The organism is Streptomyces halobius, from assembly GCF_023277745.1.
Taxonomy (GTDB): Bacteria; Actinomycetota; Actinomycetes; order Streptomycetales; family Streptomycetaceae; genus Streptomyces; species Streptomyces halobius.
In genome coordinates, this window is record NZ_CP086322.1 from 5,422,265 (window position 1) to 5,440,431 (window position 18,167).

An 18,167-nucleotide genomic window follows, 5' to 3' on the forward strand; every position below is an offset into this window, starting at 1 on the left:
GTCCCAGGGAGCGACCCCCAGGCCCCCGGTCAGTGTGGGGATGCCGCAGCTCCCCGCCCCCGACTACCCGGCCGACGTACGGGCCCGGCTCGAAGCCGACGCCGAAGGGCTGATCGCCCGCTATCCCGACTCCCGCTCCGCGCTGCTGCCGCTGCTGCACCTCGTCCAGGCCGAGGAGGGCCATGTCACCCGTACCGGTATCCGCTTCTGCGCCGAGCAGCTGGACCTGACCACGGCCGAGGTCACCGCGGTCTCGACCTTCTACACCATGTACCGCCGCTCGCCGGGCGGCGACTACCAGGTCGGGGTCTGCACCAACACGCTGTGCGCGGTGATGGGCGGCGACGCCATCTTCGAGGAGCTGAAGGAACACCTCGGCGTCGGCAACGGCGAGACCACCGAGGACGGCGCCGTCACCCTCGAACACATCGAGTGCAACGCGGCCTGCGACTTCGCGCCCGTGGTGATGGTCAATTGGGAGTTCTTCGACAACCAGACGCCGGACTCCGCCAAGCGGCTCGTCGACGACCTGAGGGCGGGCCGGACCGTCGAGCCCACCCGTGGTGCGCCGCTGTGCACGTACAAGGAGACGGCCCGGATGCTGGCCGGTTTCCCCGACGAGCGGCCGGGCGCGGTGGCGGCGACCGGCGGCGCGGGGCCCGCCTCGCTGATCGGACTCCGGCTCGCCAAGGGTGAGGCCGCCCCGGGCCGTGGCACCGACCACGTCATCGCGCCGCGCGCCGCGGGCCGGCCGCAGGACCAGGCCGGCGATGCGGCCGAGCACACGGACGAGGAGGGGGAGTGATGACGGTGGCACCCGAGTACGGCGGCACCTCGCGGCCGGAGGCCGGGGGAGAGACGAGCCCGGAGAAGATCCTGGCGCCCGTTCTGTCCGCCTTCTGGGACCAGCCCGAATCCTGGACCCTGGAGACCTATCTGCGGCACGAGGGCTACGCGGGCGCGCGCAAGGCGCTCGCGATGGCACCGGACGACGTCATCGCGTACGTCAAGGACTCCGGATTGCGCGGCCGCGGCGGCGCGGGTTTCCCGACCGGCATGAAGTGGCAGTTCATCCCGCAGGGCGACGGCAAACCGCACTATCTCGTCGTCAACGCCGACGAGTCGGAGCCCGGGACGTGCAAGGACATCCCGCTCCTGTTCGCGAACCCGCACGTCCTCATCGAGGGGATCGTGATCGCCTGTCATGCGATCCGGTCGAATCTCGCGTTCATCTATCTGCGCGGTGAGGTCGTGCCCGTGCTGCGGCGGCTGCACGAGGCGGTACGCGAGGCGTACGCGGCGGGCTACCTCGGCAAGAACATCCTGGGCTCGGGGCTCGACCTGGACGTCGTCGTGCACGCGGGCGCGGGCGCGTACATCTGTGGTGAGGAGACCGCGCTGCTGGACTCCCTGGAGGGCCGTCGCGGACAGCCCCGGCTGCGTCCTCCCTTCCCCGCGGTGGCGGGCCTGTACGCCTGCCCCACTGTCGTGAACAACGTCGAGTCCATCGCGTCGGTTCCCGCCCTCATGAACAAGGGCAAGGACTGGTTCCGGTCGATGGGCAGCGAGAAGTCCCCGGGCTTCACGCTCTACTCGCTCAGCGGTCATGTCGCCAACCCCGGCCAGTACGAAGGCCCGTTGGGCATCACCCTGCGCCAGCTGCTGGACATGAGCGGCGGGATGCGGCCCGGGCACCGGCTCAAGTTCTGGACGCCGGGAGGCTCCTCGACACCGCTGCTCACCGACGCACACCTGGACGTCCCGCTCGACTACGAGGGCGTCGGCGCGGCCGGCTCGATGCTCGGCACCAAGGCGCTGCAGTGCTTCGACGAGACCACCTGTGTCGTACGGGCCGTCACCCGCTGGACGGAGTTCTACGCGCACGAGTCCTGCGGCAAGTGCACACCCTGCCGCGAAGGCACCTACTGGCTGGTGCAGTTGCTGCGCGACATCGAGGCCGGCAAGGGCCGGATGGACGACCTCGACAAGATCGACGACATCGCCGACAACATCAACGGCAAGTCCTTCTGTGCCCTGGGCGACGGCGCGGCCTCGCCGATCTTCTCCTCGCTCCAGTACTTCCGCGAGGAGTACGAGCGGCACATCACCGGCAAGGGCTGCCCCTTCGACCCCGCCAAGTCGACCGTCTGGGCCGACAACGACGCTCACCTGGGGGTGAACGCATGACCGTCACGACCAACGCCCCCACTGGGGGCGGCGAGGCGGCCGTCCCGCCCGAGGACCTCGTCTCCCTGACAATCGACGGCATCGAGATCTCCGTTCCCAAGGGGACGCTGGTCATCCGCGCCGCCGAACTCCTCGGCATCGAGATCCCGCGCTTCTGCGACCACCCGCTGCTGGATCCGGCCGGCGCCTGCCGGCAGTGCATCGTCGAGGTCGAGGGGCAGCGCAAACCGATGGCGTCCTGCACCATCACCTGCACCGACGGGATGGTCGTCAAGACGCAACTCACCTCCCCGGTGGCCGAGAAGGCCCAGCGCGGGGTGATGGAACTGCTGCTGATCAACCACCCGCTGGACTGCCCGGTCTGCGACAAGGGCGGCGAGTGCCCGCTGCAGAACCAGGCGATGCAGGTCGGCGACCCGGACTCCCGTTTCGAGGGCAAGAAGCGGACGTTCCGGAAGCCGGTACCGATCTCCACGCAGGTGCTGCTGGACCGCGAGCGCTGTGTGCTGTGCGCGCGCTGCACCCGCTTCAGCGAACAGATCGCCGGTGACCCGATGATCGATCTGCTGGAGCGCGGCGCCCTGGAGCAGGTCGGCACCGGAGAGGGCGACCCGTTCCTCTCGTACTTCTCCGGGAACACCATCCAGATCTGCCCGGTCGGCGCGCTCACCTCCGCCGCCTACCGCTTCCGCTCCCGCCCCTTCGACCTGGTCTCCTCGCCGTCGGTGTGCGAACACTGCGCGGGCGGCTGTGCGACCCGTACGGACCACCGGCGCGGCAAGGTCCTGCGGCGGCTGGCGGCGGACGACCCCGAGGTCAACGAGGAGTGGATCTGCGACAAGGGGCGGTTCGCCTTCCGCTACGCGCAGCAGCGCGACCGGCTGGAGACCCCCCTGGTACGCGACGCGGACTCCGGCGAACTGGAGCCGGCGAGCTGGCCGGAGGCGCTGGCGGCCGCAGCCCGTGGGCTGGCCGCCGCCAACGGGCGCACCGGGGTGCTCACCGGCGGCCGGCTGACCGTCGAAGACGCCTACGCCTACGCCAAGTTCGCCCGGATCGCGCTGCACACCAACGACATCGACTTCCGGGCCCGGGTGCACAGCGCCGAGGAGGCCGACTTCCTGGCGGCCAGGGTCGCCGGGCGCGGCCGTGACCTCGGGGGCAGCGGGGGCGTCACGTACTCCGCGCTGGAGCAGGCGCCGGCCGTGCTGCTGGCCGGCATCGAGGCGGAGGAGGAGGCGCCGGGCGTCTTCCTGCGGCTGCGCAAGGCGCACCGTAAGCACGGACAGCGCACCTACGGGCTGGCCGGCCACGCCTCACGCGGGCTGATCAAGGCCGGTGGCACGTTGCTGCCGGCCGCCCCGGGGACCGAGACCGAATGGCTGACGGCTCTGTCTCAAGAGGGGTCGGCCGGCGTCGGCCTGGACGGCGTGGGAAAGGCCGCGGCCGAGGCGCTGCGGGCCGACGGCGCGGTGATCCTCGTCGGTGAGCGGCTGGCCGGGGTGCCCGGCGCGCTGACCGCGGCGGTGCGCGCCGCCTCCGTCACCGGCGCCCACCTGGTGTGGATGCCGCGGCGGGCGGGCGAGCGCGGCGCCCTTGAGGCGGGCGCCCTGCCGGGGCTGCTGCCCGGCGGCCGGCCCGCCACCGACCCCCGGGCCCGCGACGAGGTCGCCGCCGTCTGGGGCGTGGCCGAACTCCCGCACCGGCACGGGCGGGACACCGGCCAGATCATCGAGGCCGCGGCGACCGGTGAGCTCAGCGCGCTCCTGGTGGCCGGCGTGGAGACCGCGGATCTGCCGGACCCGGCGCGCGCGCTCACCGCCCTGGACGAGGTCGGCTTCCTGGTCAGCCTGGAGCTGCGGCCCTCGGAGGTCACCGAGCGGGCGGACGTGGTCCTCCCGGTGGCGGCCGTGGTCGAGAAGGCCGGCACCTTCCTCAACTGGGAGGGCCGGGCACGGCCGTTCGAGGCCGCGGTCAAGCCGGACCAGATGACCCGCAGGCATCTGCTGCCGGACGCCCGGGTGCTGCACATGCTGGCGGACGCTCTCGACGTCCACCTCGGGCTGCCGGATGTCCGCACCGTACGCCGCGAGCTGGACCGGCTCGGCGGCTGGGACGGCCCGCACGCGGCCGACCCCGTGGAGACCGGGCGCCCGCTGCCCCGCCCCGGCACCGGTGAGGCTCTCCTCGCGGGCCACCGGATGCTGCTCGACCAGGGGCGGCTCCAGGAGGGCGACGAAGCGCTGGCCGGCACCCGGCACGCCGCGGTCGCCCGGCTCTCGCAGGCCACCGCACAGGAGACCGGCGTCAAGGACGGGGACCTGCTGGCGGTCACCGGTCCGGCCGGATCGGTGCGGCTGCCCCTTCAGATCACGCCGATGCCCGACCGGGTGGTGTGGCTGCCGCTGAATTCCACCGGCGGTGGTGTCGCCGCCGACACCGGGGCGCGCCCCGGTGACCTGGTGAAGGTCTCCGCCGTGCCCGGTACCCCGGAGCGGGCCGAGGAGGGGGACGCATGATGCGGCAACTCGATCAACTGGCCACCGCGGGCACCGTGCTGGCCCAGGAAGACCTTTCGATGTTCGGCCGCGACCCGTGGTGGCTGATCCTCGTCAAGGCGGTCTTCTGCTTCGCGTTCCTGATGCTGACCGTGCTGTTCTCGATCGTCTGGGAACGCAAGGTCGTCGCCTGGATGCAGCTGCGGATCGGCCCCAACCGGCACGGCCCCTGGGGCATGCTCCAGTCCCTCGCCGACGGCATCAAGCTGATGCTGAAGGAGGACGTGGTCGTCAAGAAGGCCGACAAGGCGGTCTATGTCCTCGCGCCGGTCGTGGCGGCCGTACCGGCCTTCATGGCCATCGCGGTGATCCCGTTCGGCCCGGCGGGCAACGAGATCTCGATCTTCGGTGTCCGTACGCCGATGCAGCTGACGGACCTGCCGATCGCCATCCTCTACATCCTGGCCGCCGCTTCCGTCGGCATCTACGGCATCGTGCTGGCGGGCTGGTCCTCCGGCTCGACGTACCCACTGCTCGGGGGGTTGCGCGCCTGCGCCCAGATGATCTCCTACGAGATCGCGATGGGTGCGGCGTTCGCTTCGGTCTTCCTCTACTCCGGGTCGATGTCGACCTCGACGATCGTGGAGTCGCAGCAGGACAAGTGGTACATCCTGCTGCTGCCGGTCTCGTTCCTCATCTACATCGTGACGATGGTGGGGGAGACCGACCGCGCGCCGTTCGACATGCCGGAGTCCGAGGGCGACCTCGTCGGCGGCTTCAACACCGAGTACTCGTCCATCAAGTTCGCGATGTTCATGCTCGCCGAGTACATCAACATGGTGACGGTGGCGGCGGTCGCGACCACGCTCTTCCTGGGCGGCTGGCGGGCCCCGTACCCCGTCTCCACGTTCTGGGAGGGCGCGAACCACGGCTGGTGGCCGCTGCTCTGGTTCGTCGTCAAGGTGCAGCTGCTGCTGTTCTTCTTCATCTGGCTGCGCGGCACGCTCCCCCGGGTGCGTTACGACCAGCTGATGAGGCTGGGGTGGAAGGTCCTCATCCCGGTGTCGCTGGTCTGGCTGATGCTGGTGGCCACCGTCCGGGCGCTGAAGAACGAGGGCTTCGCCTTCCAGCAGATCGTGCTGTACGTCGCCGGGGCGGCCATCGCCCTGCTGCTGGTCTCCCTCGTCGCGGACTTCTTCCGGCGAGGTGAGGAGGAAGCCGAAGGGGAGAAGGACGGTGGCGGGGCCTTCGACCCGATGGCCGGCGGATTCCCCGTGCCGCCGCTGCCCGGTCAGAGCCTGCCGCCCGTGCCACGCCGACGCCCTCGCCGTGACGGTGAGTTGATTGTCAGTGGCGGGGTGGACACTGTCAGTGACAGAAACGGAAACGACGGAAAGGGGGGCGACGGTGCCTGAGTTCCAGAACCCCGTGGCCGGCTTCGGCGTGACCTTCCGGGCCATGTTCAAGAAGCGGCTGACCGAGCAGTACCCGGAGGAGAAGAAGCCGACGGCGCCGCGCTTCCACGGCCGGCATCAGCTCAACCGCCATCCGGACGGCCTGGAGAAGTGCATCGGCTGCGAGTTGTGCGCCTGGGCCTGCCCGGCGGACGCGATCTATGTCGAGGGCGCGGACAACACCGAGGAGGAGCGTTACTCCCCGGGCGAGCGCTACGGCCGCGTCTACCAGATCAACTATCTGCGCTGCATTCTGTGCGGCCTGTGCGTGGAGGCCTGCCCGACCCGCGCGCTGACCATGACCAATGAGTACGAACTCGCCGACAAGTCCCGCGAATCGCTGATCTACACCAAGGAGGAGCTGCTCGTCGGCCTGGAGGAGGGGATGGTCGACTCACCGCATGCGATCTACCCCGGCATGACGGAGAAGGACTACTACAACGGCCTGGTGACGGAGGCCGCGCCCGGCACCGTCCGTCAGGTCGCGGTCTCCGAGGGCGAGCAGCCCACCGATGAGGGGGTGCAGGCATGACCGCCCTCGCCTTCACCGCGACCTCCTCGGGGGAGGCCGTGCAGTTCTGGATCCTGGGCACCGTCGCCGTCTGCGGCGCGCTGGGCACGATCTTGATGAAGAAGGCGGTGCACAGCGCCCTCTCGCTCGCCGGGACCATGATCGTCCTGGCGATCTTCTATCTGGCCAACGGCGCGTACTTCCTCGGTGTCGTCCAGATCATCGTCTACACCGGCGCGATCATGATGCTGTTCCTGTTCGTCGTCATGCTGGTCGGGGTCACCGCGGCCGATTCCCTCAAGGAGACGCTCAAGGGCCAGCGTTGGCTCGCCGCGGGCCTGGGCATCGGCTTCGGCATCCTGCTCGTCGCCGGCATCGGCAACGCCTCGCTCAGGGAGTTCAACGGCCTGGGCGAGGCCAACGCCGGCGGCAATGTGCAGGGCCTGGCCGCAATCATCTTCACCAAGTACGTCTTCGCCTTCGAAGTCACCGGCGCGCTGCTGATCTCCGCGGTCGTCGGCGCGATGGTGCTCACCCACCGGGAGCGCACGGAGCGCGCCAAGAGCCAGCGCGAGCAGTCCGAGGCCCGGGTCCGCGAAGGCAAGCAGGTACCGCCGCTGCCCGCCCCCGGTGTCTACGCCCGGCACAACGCCGTCGACATCCCCGGACTGCTTCCGGACGGCACCCCGTCCGAGCTGACCGTCAGCCCGACGCTGCGGGAGCGCGGCCAGATCCGCGATGTCTCCGGTGAGTCGCTCGCCGAGCTGAAGGCGCTGGAGCAGCGCTCCGAGGACTGGCTGGGGCGGGGCTCCGACGAGGAGCCGGAGCCCCCGTCATCCGGTGGCGCGACACCGAAGGGGCACAAGGAGGGGGCCCAGAAATGAACCCGGTCTACTACCTCTATCTCGCCGCCCTGCTGTTCACCATCGGCGCGGCCGGGGTCCTGACCAGGCGGAACGCCATCGTGGTGTTCATGTGCATCGAGCTGATGCTCAACGCCTGCAATCTCGCCTTGGTGGTCTTCGCACGGATGCACGGGAATCTGGACGGCCAGATCATCGCGTTCTTCACGATGGTCGTCGCCGCGGCCGAGGTCGTGGTCGGCCTGGCGATCATCGTGTCGATCTTCCGCACCCGTCATACCGCCTCGGTCGACGACGCCAGCCTGATGAAGCTGTAAGGGGTCGCACAAAGTGGAGAACTTGATCGCGCTGCTTGTCGCGGCACCGCTGGTCGGTGCGGCCCTGCTGTTGTGCGGCGGCACACGTCTGGACCGCGCCGGCCCCTGGATCGGCTCGCTCTTCGCGGTGGCGTCGTTCGCCGTCGGGGCGGTGCTCTTCGCCGACATGCTCGGCAGGGGCGCCGAGGACCGTGCCCTGCATCAGCATCTGTTCAGCTGGATCCCGGTCGGCGGCTTCCGGGCCGATGTGGCCTTCCAGCTCGACCAGCTGTCGATGACCTTCGTCCTGCTGATCACCGGTGTCGGATCGCTGATCCACATCTACTCCATCGGCTACATGGAGCACGACGAGCGGCGCCGCCGCTTCTTCGGCTATCTCAACCTGTTCCTCGCGGCGATGCTGCTGCTCGTCCTCGCCGACAACTACCTGCTGCTGTACGTCGGCTGGGAGGGCGTCGGCCTCGCCTCGTATCTGCTCATCGGGTTCTGGCAGCACAAGCCCAGCGCGGCCACCGCCGCCAAGAAGGCATTCCTCGTCAACCGCGTCGGTGACGTCGGCCTGTCCATCGCGGTCATGCTGATGTTCACCACGTTCGGGACGTTCGCCTTCGGGCCGGTGCTCGCCGCGACGGCGGACACCGGTGAGGGCAAGCTGACGGCCATCGGGCTGATGCTGCTGCTGGCCGCCTGCGGCAAGTCGGCGCAGGTGCCGCTGCAGTCCTGGCTCGGGGACGCGATGGAGGGCCCGACCCCGGTCTCGGCCCTGATCCACGCCGCCACGATGGTCACCGCCGGGGTGTATCTGATCACCCGCTCCGGCGCGATCTTCAACGCCGCACCGGACGCCCAGACCGCCGTCGTCGCGGTCGGCGCGGTCACGCTCCTCTTCGGTGCGATCGTCGGATGTGCCAAGGACGACATCAAGAAGGCGCTGGCCGCCTCGACGATGTCGCAGATCGGCTACATGGTCCTGGCCGCCGGCCTCGGCCCGGTCGGCTATGCCTTCGCGATCATGCACCTGATCACCCACGGTTTCTTCAAGGCGGGCCTCTTCCTCGGCGCCGGTTCCGTGATGCACGCCATGAACGACGAGGTGGACATGCGCCGTTACGGCGGCCTGCGCAGGTATATGCCGATCACCTTCGTCACCTTCGGGCTCGGCTATCTGGCGATCATCGGCTTCCCGGGGCTGTCCGGCTTCTTCTCCAAGGACAAGATCATCGAGGCGGCGTTCGCCAAGGGCGGCACCGAGGGCTGGATCCTCGGCGGCGCGGCCCTGCTGGGCGCCGCGATCACCGCGTTCTACATGACCCGGGTGATGCTGATGACGTTCTTCGGCGAGAAGCGCTGGGCCGGGACGGCGGCCGCCGCCGAGCCGGGGCAGGCGGTCCAGCATCCCCACGAGGCGCCGAAGGCCATGACGATCCCCATGATCGTGCTGGCCGTCGGCTCGGTCTTCGCGGGCGCGCTGTTCAGCGTCAACGAAACCTTTGTGACCTGGCTGGAGCCGGTGACCTCGTTCGCGCACGGTCACTCCCCGCTCAGCGCCACCGCGATCACCGCCTCGACGATCGTGGTACTGCTGATCGGCGTCGGCCTGGCCTGGCAGATGTACGGCCGCAAGCCCGTCCCGCTCGCCGCACCGCGCGGCTCGCTGCTGACCCGGGCCGCCCGCCGCGATCTGCTCCAGGACGACGTCAACCATGTCGTCCTGGTGCGCGGCGGCGAGCATCTCACCCGCACGCTCGTCTACCTCGACCACTCCGTGGTGGACGGCGCGGTCAACGGCACGGCGGCCTCGATGGGCGGACTCTCCGGCCGGCTGCGCCAGTTGCAGAGCGGCTTCGTTCGCTCGTACGCGGTCCAGATGCTGGGCGGGGCCGCCGTTCTCGTCGCCGCGACCCTGCTGATGAGGGGTGTCTGAGCCATGGCGGATCTTTCCTTCCCCCTGCTGACGGCGACCGCCGCGGTACCGGCGATCGGCGCGATCGCCACCGCCGCGGTGCCCGCCGCCCGCCGCACCGCCGCCAAATGGGTGGCGCTGCTGTTCTCGCTGGCCACGTTCGCACTGGCGGTGCTGATCGCGGTCCGCTTCCGGCCCGGCGCCGAGGGCCCGTACCAACTGACCGAATCGCACGCCTGGATCCAGGACTTCGGCGTCCGCTACGACCTCGGCGTGGACGGCATCGCGGTCGCCCTGATCGCGCTGACCGCCCTGCTGATCCCGTTCGTCATCCTGGCGGGCTGGCATGACGCCGACCCGCCGACCGCATCTGATAGTGGCTCCGCCATGGGCGCGTCCGACAGTGGCTCCGACACGGCCACCCCCAACCGCCACTGGCGGCCCACCCAGGGCTTCTTCGCGCTGATCCTGGCCGTCGAGGCGATGGTGATCCTCTCCTTCGAGGCCACCGACGTCTTCCTCTTCTACATCTTCTTCGAAGCCATGCTGATCCCGATGTACTTCCTCATCGGCGGCTTCGGGGACCGCGCCGGACCGCACGGCGAGGAGCAGGCCGCCACCCAACGGTCCTACGCCGCGGTGAAGTTCCTGCTCTACAACCTCGCCGGCGGACTGATCATGCTGGCCGCGGTGATCGGGCTGTACGCCGTCACCGCCGACCAGCTCGGCAGCGGCACCTTCTCGCTGCAGCAGATCGTCGAGGCCCGGGCGGCCGGCACGCTGGACTTCGGCACCGGCACGGAACGGCTGCTGTTCCTCGGTTTCTTCTTCGCCTTCGCGGTGAAGGCGCCGCTGTGGCCGCTGCACACCTGGCTGCCCAACGCCATGGGCGAGTCCACCGCGCCGGTCGCGGTGCTGATCACCGCGGTGGTGGACAAGGTCGGCACCTTCGCGATGCTGCGCTTCTGCCTCCAGCTCTTCCCGGAGGCCAGCAGCTGGGCCACCCCGGCCATCCTGGTGCTCGCCCTGATCAGCGTGATCTACGGCGCGCTGCTCGCGGTCGGCCAGCGGGACATCAAGCGGCTGATCGCCTACGCCTCGATCTCCCACTTCGGCTTCATCATCCTGGGCATCTTCGCGATGACGTCCCAGGGGCAGAGCGGCGCGACGCTCTACATGGTCAACCACGGCATCTCCACCGCCGCGTTGATGCTGGTCGCGGGGTTCCTGATCACCCGCCGCGGCTCGCGGCTGATCGCGGACTACGGCGGCGTCCAGAAGGTCGCCCCGATCCTCGCCGGCACCTTCCTCGTCGGTGGTCTGGCGACCCTGTCGCTGCCCGGCCTGGCCCCGTTCGTCAGCGAATTCCTGGTTCTGGTCGGCACGTTCAGCCGCTATCCGGTGATCGGGATCATCGCCACCGTCGGAATAGTGCTTGCCGCGCTCTACGTCCTCGTCCTCTACCAGCGGACGATGACCGGCCCGGTGAAGTCCGAGGTCAGCCGGATGCCCGACCTCAGGGCCCGGGAGCTGGTGGTGGTCGCGCCGCTGATCGCGCTGCTGCTCTTCCTCGGGGTGTACCCCAAGCCGCTCACCGACATCGTCAATCCGGCGGTCGACCACACCCTGTCCGTCGTGGACAAGAAGGATCCCCAGCCCCCGGTGCAGGTCGACGCCGTCCCCGGCGGGGGCCGGTCCGGCCATACCGTGCCTGATCAAGATGTGGAGGCCGCGAAGTGAGTTCCGTGGCAAGTGTCCACAGCCTGTGGACAGTGGCGGCCGAGCTGCCGGGCGACATCCCGGCGCCGCATATCGAGTACGGCCAGCTGGCACCGACGCTGATCGTCCTCGGTGCCGCGGTGATCGGCATCGTGATCGAGGCGTCGCTGCCGCGCCGCAGCCGCTACTACGCCCAGCTGCTGCTGTCCGTGGTCGCGCTGTCCGCCGCGTTCGCCGCGGTGATCGGCCTGGCGGCCGGCGGCTTCGGCTCGGCCAAGGCCGGGATCGTCGCGATGGGCGCCATCGCCGTCGACGGCCCCGCGCTGTTCCTGCAGGGCACCATCCTGCTGGTGTCCCTGGTCGCCGTCTTCACCTTCGCCGAGCGCCGGCTCGACCCGGCGGCGCACGGCAAGAGAGTGGACTCCTTCGCCGCCCAGCCCGCGGCCGTCCCCGGCGGCAGTGCCGAACAGGCCGCGGTCAAGGCCGGGTTCACCACCACCGAGGTCTTCCCGATCGCGCTCTTCGCGGTCGGCGGCATGCTGATCTTCCCGGCGGCCAATGACCTGCTGACCCTCTTCGTCGCCCTGGAGGTCCTCTCCCTCCCGCTCTACATCCTGTGTGCGCTGGCCCGCCGCCAGCGCCTGCTGTCGCAGGAGTCGGCGATGAAGTACTTCCTGCTCGGCGCCTTCTCCTCGGCCTTTTTCCTGTTCGGCATCGCCCTCCTGTACGGCTACGCGGGCAAGGTCACCTACGCCGGGATCGCCGAGGTCATCGCGGACGGCGCCAAGCAGATCGATCCGGCGCTGGCCGGCACGATGGGCAATGACGCGCTGCTGCTGATCGGTGGGGCGCTGGTCCTGATGGGCCTGCTGTTCAAGGTCGGCGCGGTCCCGTTCCACATGTGGACGCCGGATGTCTACCAGGGCGCGCCGACCCCGGTCACCGGCTTCATGGCGGCCGCCACCAAGGTCGCCGCCTTCGGCGCGCTGCTGCGTGTGCTGTACGTCGTCCTCCCGGGCATGCGCTGGGACTGGCGCCCGGTGATGTGGGGCGTGGCGATCATCACGATGCTGGTCGGCGCCATCGTCGCCATCACACAGACCGACATCAAGCGGCTGCTCGCCTACTCCTCCATCGCCCACGCCGGCTTCATCCTCGCCGGTGTCATCGCCACCAGCGAGGAGGGCGTCTCCTCGGTGCTCTTCTACCTCGCCGCGTACTCCTTCGTGACGCTCGGCGCCTTCGCCGTCGTCACCCTGGTGCGGGATGCGGGCGGCGAGGCGACGCATCTGTCCAAGTGGGCGGGGTTGGGCCGGCGTTCACCCCTGGCGGCGGCCGTCTTCGCGGTCTTCCTGCTGGCCTTCGCGGGTATCCCGCTGACCTCAGGGTTCGCCGGGAAGTTCGCGGTCTTCAAGGCGGCGGCGCAGAGCGGCGCGGGCTGGCTGGTCGTGATCGGTGTGATCTCCTCGGCGATCGCCGCGTTCTTCTACATCCGGGTGATCGTGCTGATGTTCTTCAGCGAGCCGAAGCCGGAGGGGCCGACGGTCGCGGTGCCCAGCCCGCTGACGACCACGGCCATCGCGATCGGCGTCGCGGTCACGTTCGTGCTCGGTCTGGCGCCGCAGTACTTCCTCGACCTGGCCGGGCAGGCGGGGGTCTTTGTGCGCTGAGGGCGGTGCCTGAGCGCTGCGGACGGTCTCTGTGCACTGGAAAGACGGTCTCTGTGCACCGAGAACAGTCTCTGAGCGCCGCGGACGACGCTCCGCCGTACGGGCAACGGCCGCCGCCCGGCACCCTCTTGGGGTTGCCGGGCGGCGGCCGTCGTGTGTGCCGGGGCAGCCGGGCCGGTCAGCCGTCCATGCCGCCGAGGTCGGTCGGCATACCCGTCGGCATGTCGGTGGGCAATTCCGGCATATCGGGGATCTTCACGCTGCCGTCGGTCGACTTCGTGTACTTCTCCGTCGGGCCGTTCTTCCAGTCGACCGTCAGGCTCTTGCCGTCGGCGCTCGGCTTGAGCGTCCCCGTCGTGCGGGTGTCGTCCCCATCGGTGCACTTGAGGACGGCCGCGGTCACTCCGGCCATGTTCTGGACCTTGCCGAGACAAGCGGTCTTGGTGCCGTTGCTGAGCGCGACGGTGCCCTTGGCGATGGCGAGGATCAGCTTGCCGTCGGCGGACTTGGCCTCCCAAGCACCCTCGACCGCCGCGCTGTTCGCGGGTTTGTCCGCACCCTCCGGAGCCGACGGGGCGCTCTCCGGCGCCTTGCTCGCCGGGCTGTCCCTCTTGTCGCCGCCGCTGCCTCCGCAGCCGCCGAGCAGCATCGCGGCGATGGCGGCGGCCCCGACGACCTGCGTTGCCTTGCGCACGTACGCCTCCTCCGTCGTCGTACAGGGAAACGAGAGGCTAGCAGGCGGCCGGCGGCCCGGGGCGGCCGCGCGGAGCCGGCCCGGAACTGCGGCAACGCCGGTACGGAGTTGGTGTCCGGTCGTGACGTAAAAGTGGGTCAGGGAGGGTGAACTGGGGTGAAGGGGGCGGTCGGCCGCAACGGTGCCGACCGCCCTTGTCGAGGCTCGGCCTTGCCGAGGCTTCAGACCACGTCCGCCCCGGCCCCTCAGGGCGCGTCGCGGCCCGGGGCGGCCGTGGCGACGACGGCGGCCTCCACACCCAGCTCCGGCGCCGGCAGCACCCGTCCCACGACCTCGCCCAGGCCGATCCGGGCGCCGTCCGGCCCCGGTGCCCACGCGGTGAGGGTGACCTCGTCGCCGTCCTGGAGGTAGGGGCCCTTGCCCTGGGTGAGTTCCAGCAGGCAACCCAGCTGGTCGGGCTCGGGCCCGGAGACCGTACCGGAAGCGAAGAGATCACCGGTGCGCAGCGAGGCGCCGTTGACCGTCATGTGGGCGAGCTGCTGGGCGGCCGTCCAGTACATCGTGGAGAACGGCGGCCGGGAGACCGTCTCGCCGTTGATGCGCACCTCGATGCGCAGATCGATGCCGCCCGCCTCCGCGGCCGAGTCGTCGAGGTAGGGCAGCAGCGGGAAGTCCCGGGCGGGCGGTGGCGTACGGGCCTCGTCGAGGGCGTCGAGCGGGGTGATCCAGGCGGAGACGGAGGTCGCGAAGGACTTGCCGAGGAAGGGGCCGAGCGGCACGTACTCCCACGCCTGGATGTCGCGTGCGGACCAGTCGTTGACCAGGCAGACACCGAAGACATGGTCGCGGAAGGCGGCCAGGCCGACCGGCTCATGGAGGGTGGAGGGCGTGCCGACGACGAAGCCGACCTCGGCCTCGATGTCCAGACGGGCCGACGGACCGAAGGTCGGCGCGGCATCGTCCGGGGCCTTGCGCTGGCCGTGGGGACGGACCACCGGGGTGCCGGTGACGACAACGGTGCCCGACCGGCCGTGGTAACCGATCGGCAGATGCTTCCAGTTGGGCGGCAGCGCCTCCCCGTTGGGGCGGAAGATCCGGCCCACGTTCGTGGCGTGATGCTCGCTGGCGTAGAAGTCGACGTAGTCGGCGACCTCGAAGGGAAGGTGCAGGGTGACGTCGGCCAGCGGGTGGAGAAGCGGCGTCACGGCGGTGCGGTGCGCGGGGTCCGTCACGGCGGTACGGACGGCCGCGCGAACCTCCTGCCATACGGGACGGCCGGCGGCCAGCAGTGGGTTCAGGGTCGGCGCGGCGAGCAGCTCGGCGTGTGACGGCCGGACGGCGGCGGGCAGCGCGCTGATGTCGAGAACATGGTGGCCGTAGCGGACGCCGATCCTGCGCCGGTCGGGCGCGTCGGCCGTACTGAACACGCCGTACGGGAGGGTGTGCTCGCCGAAGGGGTCGCCTTCGGCGAGATCGAACGGGCTCTGCTCCGGGCGCTGGTGGGGCATGGACAGCTCCTTCGCTGCGCTGGTCTTCCGCTGCGCTTTGCCTGGGCCGGTTTGGTGCTCGCCGTTTTTGGCGGCCCCGCCATTGTGCCCGTCCGCTGCGCTCTGCCTGTCCGATGCGCATTACTTGAGCCGACGTTTTGGATGTCCGCTGCGCTTTGCCTGGGCCCCACGTTTTTGGCTGTCTGCTGCGCTTTGCCTGAGCCCACGTTTTTGGCTGTCCCGCCGTTGCTCCTGCGGTGGGCTGTGGTCCGCTGCGCGGGGCTGTTCGGCAGCGGCGCCGGACCTCCGGACTCCGTCCTGCGGTCCAGCACCTCCCGAGGGGGCGGGAGAAAGACGGTGGGGTGCACGTAGTCGGTCGTGTGCGCCTTGTGGACGCGGTCACGGACAGTTGACACTCGACGCTCGCCACCACCGGCCTTTTCCACCCACCGTCGCGAGGATGGGGGTACCTCCCATGCCCTTCAGGCTGGGGGGAGGGCCGCAGGACGGAGTCCGGCGGCCCGTCACCGCACCCGAAAACGGGGCGATGGCGATAAGTGCCGCCGCACCAAGGGAGGGACCGAAGTGAGCATCCCGGTAGCGGTCATTGGGGCCGGTCCGTACGGCCTGTCGGCGGACGCGCATCTTCGGGCGCGCGGCCTGCCGGTGCGGGTCTTCGGGCAGCCGATGGAGAGCCGGCGGGCGCGGATGCCGGCGGGCATGCTGCGCTGGACAGCGGTGAGCAGGCCGCCGCGCGGGCGGTGATCGTCGCCACCGGCGTGACCGGGATCGCTGCCGCCCGAACTGGCCGCCGCCGTCCCGGAGGGGCCGTCCGCAACGGGGGCGGTCTCGCACGGTTCGCAGCATCACGACCTGTCGGCGCTGGCCGGCCGGGATGTGATCGTGGTCGGTGCCGGGCAGTCGGCCCTGGAGAGCGCGGTGCTGTTGGCGGGGGCGGGCGTCGCGTCCGTACGGGTGGTGGCGCGCGGGCGCGCGGCGGTGGGCTTCGGGGTGCCGCCGGACCGTCAGCCCCGCCTGCGGCCCCGTACGCCGTTCGGCAATGCCTGGTCGCTGTACGCACTGACGTATTACGCGGTTTTCACGGGGCTGCCGGCGGCCGCGTCATTCGGCCCGGTGATGCGCTTCGTCTGCGGTCGGAGTTCGCCTCACCACAGCTGGCGCGGGCGGTGGCGCGGCGGACGTACGGGTGAGCGCCGGCGATGCAGGCCCGAGCGGCTCCCCGCCACCCCCACCTCGCAAATCCCACCCCGCACCCCTCCCACGCCCCTCCCGCAGCCCTGCCACACACACGTTTCCCGCACCACATCTCTCCCATCGCGCACGCCTCCCACACCAGTTCTCCGGCGCGCCAATCCATTACTAATGGGAGATGAAAGGGCATAACGCCCGAGTGGTCAGCGTGCTTCCCGGTGGTTCGGGGGACGGGCGCTCACGGTGATCGAAGTGCGACCGGATACGCTGGCCAAGGTGGAGACAGCGACAGATCGACATTAGGTTTGATCGTCAGCAGACAGGAGTACCCCTCGTGACCGTCGTCGGGCCCTTCGGGCTGAGCGTGCGGGACCAGGCTCTTGAGGCCGATGTCCAGGCCGGATTGGCGGCTGTCGAGGAGGGCCTGCTGGAGGCCACCAAGAGCGACGTGCCGTTCATCACCGAAGCCGCGCAGCATCTCGTGCGCGCGGGAGGCAAGCGGTTCCGGCCGCTGCTGGTGATGCTGGCCGCGCAATTCGGTGACCCGTACAGTCTCGGGGTGGTGCCCTCGGCCGTCGTCGTCGAGCTGACGCATCTGGCGACGCTCTATCACGACGACGTGATGGACGAGGCCGATGTGCGCCGTGGGGTGCCCAGCGCCAACGCCCGCTGGGGCAACTCCGTCGCGGTCCTGACGGGCGACTTCCTCTTCGCCCGGGCCTCGCACATCCTCGCCGACCTCGGGCCCGAGGCGGTCCGGATCCAGGCCGAGGCGTTCGAACGCCTGGTGACCGGCCAGATCCTGGAGACCGCGGGCCCGCGCGACGGCCGTGATCCCATCGACCACTATCTGGACGTCCTGGCCGGCAAGACCGGCTCGCTGGTCGCGGTCTCGGGCCGTTTCGGCGCCATGATGTCCGGTGCCGACGAGTCGGTGGTCAACATCCTCACCCAGTACGGCGAGCGGCTGGGCACCGCGTTCCAGCTGGCGGACGACGTCCTGGACATCGCCAGCGACTCGCACGAGTCCGGCAAGACGCCCGGCACGGACCTGCGTGAGGGGATCCCGACGCTGCCGGTGCTGCATCTGCGCGCCCTGGCCGAGGGGGAGTCCGGTACGGCCGAGGACCGTGCGCTGTCCGAGCTGCTGGCCGGCGACCTCACCGACGACGCCCGGCACGCCGAGGCGCTGGCCGCGCTGCGCGCCCACCCGGCGCTGGAGCAGGCCCGCCGCGACACCGTGCGCTACGCCGAAGAGGCCCGCGCGACGCTGGCGCCGCTGCCGTTCTGCAAGGCCAAGACGGCGCTTGAGGGGCTGTGCGACTCGGTGGTGCACCGCGCCGGGTGAGTGAGCGGGGCAGCGGGCGGGGCCGTCCCCTCAACCCCTCGGTTCACCTGCCGTCTCACCCTCTCAACCCCTGGTGTGACGTGCCGTCATATCGCGGCCGTCCCTCAGGGGGGTGATCAGTCTCCGGTCGTACGGGCTCGGCCGTGCGGTGACCGGATGTCATCCCTCAGCAGTACGACGAGTTGCTTCCGCGGGGTGACGCTTTGTGCCGGGCGATTTGGTGGGATGGGAAGCACCAGAGCACGGCGGACGGTTCACAATGAGCCCGAGGGGTGGGCGAGTGCATCGCGCAGCAACCGCCGCA

Annotated in this window: 13 protein-coding genes and 1 pseudogene; 12 read left to right on the forward strand and 2 right to left on the reverse strand. The window is 70.2% G+C overall.

Annotated features, from left to right (window positions below; translation table 11 throughout):
- Positions 1–40 precede the first annotated feature (40 nt).
- From nuoE to nuoN, 10 genes are read left to right on the forward strand one after another with little or no spacing between them, the layout of a single operon-like run.
- The gene (gene nuoE, locus K9S39_RS24635; RefSeq protein ID WP_248868945.1) at positions 41–805 is read left to right on the forward strand and encodes an NADH-quinone oxidoreductase subunit NuoE; all 765 of its coding nucleotides are present in this window, start codon (positions 41–43) and stop codon (positions 803–805) included.
- Entirely contained in the window at positions 805–2,187 is a 1,383-nt protein-coding gene (gene nuoF / locus K9S39_RS24640) for an NADH-quinone oxidoreductase subunit NuoF (RefSeq protein WP_248865505.1), read from the forward strand. Before nuoE ends, nuoF begins: the two co-directional genes overlap by 1 nt.
- A complete protein-coding gene (locus tag K9S39_RS24645) occupies positions 2,184–4,706 on the forward strand; it encodes an NADH-quinone oxidoreductase subunit G (RefSeq protein WP_248865506.1) in 2,523 nt (840 codons plus the stop codon). The genes nuoF and K9S39_RS24645 overlap by 4 nt, the downstream gene beginning before the upstream one ends.
- Entirely contained in the window at positions 4,706–6,100 is a 1,395-nt protein-coding gene (gene nuoH, locus K9S39_RS24650) for an NADH-quinone oxidoreductase subunit NuoH (RefSeq protein WP_248868946.1), read from the forward strand. The genes K9S39_RS24645 and nuoH overlap by 1 nt, the downstream gene beginning before the upstream one ends.
- Positions 6,093–6,671, forward strand: a complete 579-nt coding sequence (nuoI, locus tag K9S39_RS24655; RefSeq protein ID WP_248865507.1) for an NADH-quinone oxidoreductase subunit NuoI — start codon at positions 6,093–6,095, stop codon at positions 6,669–6,671. The genes nuoH and nuoI overlap by 8 nt, the downstream gene beginning before the upstream one ends.
- Positions 6,668–7,534, forward strand: a complete 867-nt coding sequence (locus tag K9S39_RS24660; protein ID WP_248865508.1) for an NADH-quinone oxidoreductase subunit J — start codon at positions 6,668–6,670, stop codon at positions 7,532–7,534. Before nuoI ends, K9S39_RS24660 begins: the two co-directional genes overlap by 4 nt.
- A complete protein-coding gene (nuoK, locus tag K9S39_RS24665) occupies positions 7,531–7,830 on the forward strand; it encodes an NADH-quinone oxidoreductase subunit NuoK (RefSeq protein ID WP_248865509.1) in 300 nt (99 codons plus the stop codon). Before K9S39_RS24660 ends, nuoK begins: the two co-directional genes overlap by 4 nt.
- 13 nt (positions 7,831–7,843) lie before the next feature.
- Complete coding sequence (gene nuoL, locus K9S39_RS24670; RefSeq protein WP_248865510.1) at positions 7,844–9,754, forward strand: NADH-quinone oxidoreductase subunit L; 1,911 nt, start codon at positions 7,844–7,846, stop codon at positions 9,752–9,754.
- Positions 9,755–9,757: 3 nt separating this feature from the next.
- Entirely contained in the window at positions 9,758–11,473 is a 1,716-nt protein-coding gene (locus K9S39_RS24675) for an NADH-quinone oxidoreductase subunit M (RefSeq protein ID WP_248865511.1), read from the forward strand.
- Entirely contained in the window at positions 11,470–13,122 is a 1,653-nt protein-coding gene (gene nuoN / locus K9S39_RS24680; RefSeq protein ID WP_248865512.1) for an NADH-quinone oxidoreductase subunit NuoN, read from the forward strand. The genes K9S39_RS24675 and nuoN overlap by 4 nt, the downstream gene beginning before the upstream one ends.
- 178 nt (positions 13,123–13,300) lie before the next feature.
- Here nuoN and K9S39_RS24685 read toward each other — a convergent pair whose 3' ends face one another.
- Both K9S39_RS24685 and fahA read right to left on the reverse strand, forming a co-directional pair.
- Entirely contained in the window at positions 13,301–13,816 is a 516-nt protein-coding gene (locus tag K9S39_RS24685) for a hypothetical protein (RefSeq protein ID WP_248865513.1), read from the reverse strand.
- Between the two features lie 245 nt (positions 13,817–14,061).
- On the reverse strand, positions 14,062–15,324 hold the full coding sequence (gene fahA, locus K9S39_RS24690; RefSeq protein ID WP_248865514.1) for a fumarylacetoacetase: 1,263 nt from the start codon (positions 15,322–15,324) through the stop codon (positions 14,062–14,064).
- Between the two features lie 564 nt (positions 15,325–15,888).
- Here fahA and K9S39_RS24695 point away from each other — a divergent pair.
- Together K9S39_RS24695 and K9S39_RS24700 are read left to right on the forward strand one after the other, a co-directional pair.
- Positions 15,889–16,398: pseudogene (locus K9S39_RS24695) on the forward strand (SidA/IucD/PvdA family monooxygenase); the annotation flags it as partial.
- A gap of 451 nt (positions 16,399–16,849) precedes the next feature.
- Positions 16,850–17,863, forward strand: coding sequence for a polyprenyl synthetase family protein (locus K9S39_RS24700; RefSeq protein ID WP_248865515.1), 1,014 nt, complete (start codon positions 16,850–16,852; stop codon positions 17,861–17,863).
- The last annotated feature ends 304 nt before the right edge of the window (positions 17,864–18,167 follow it).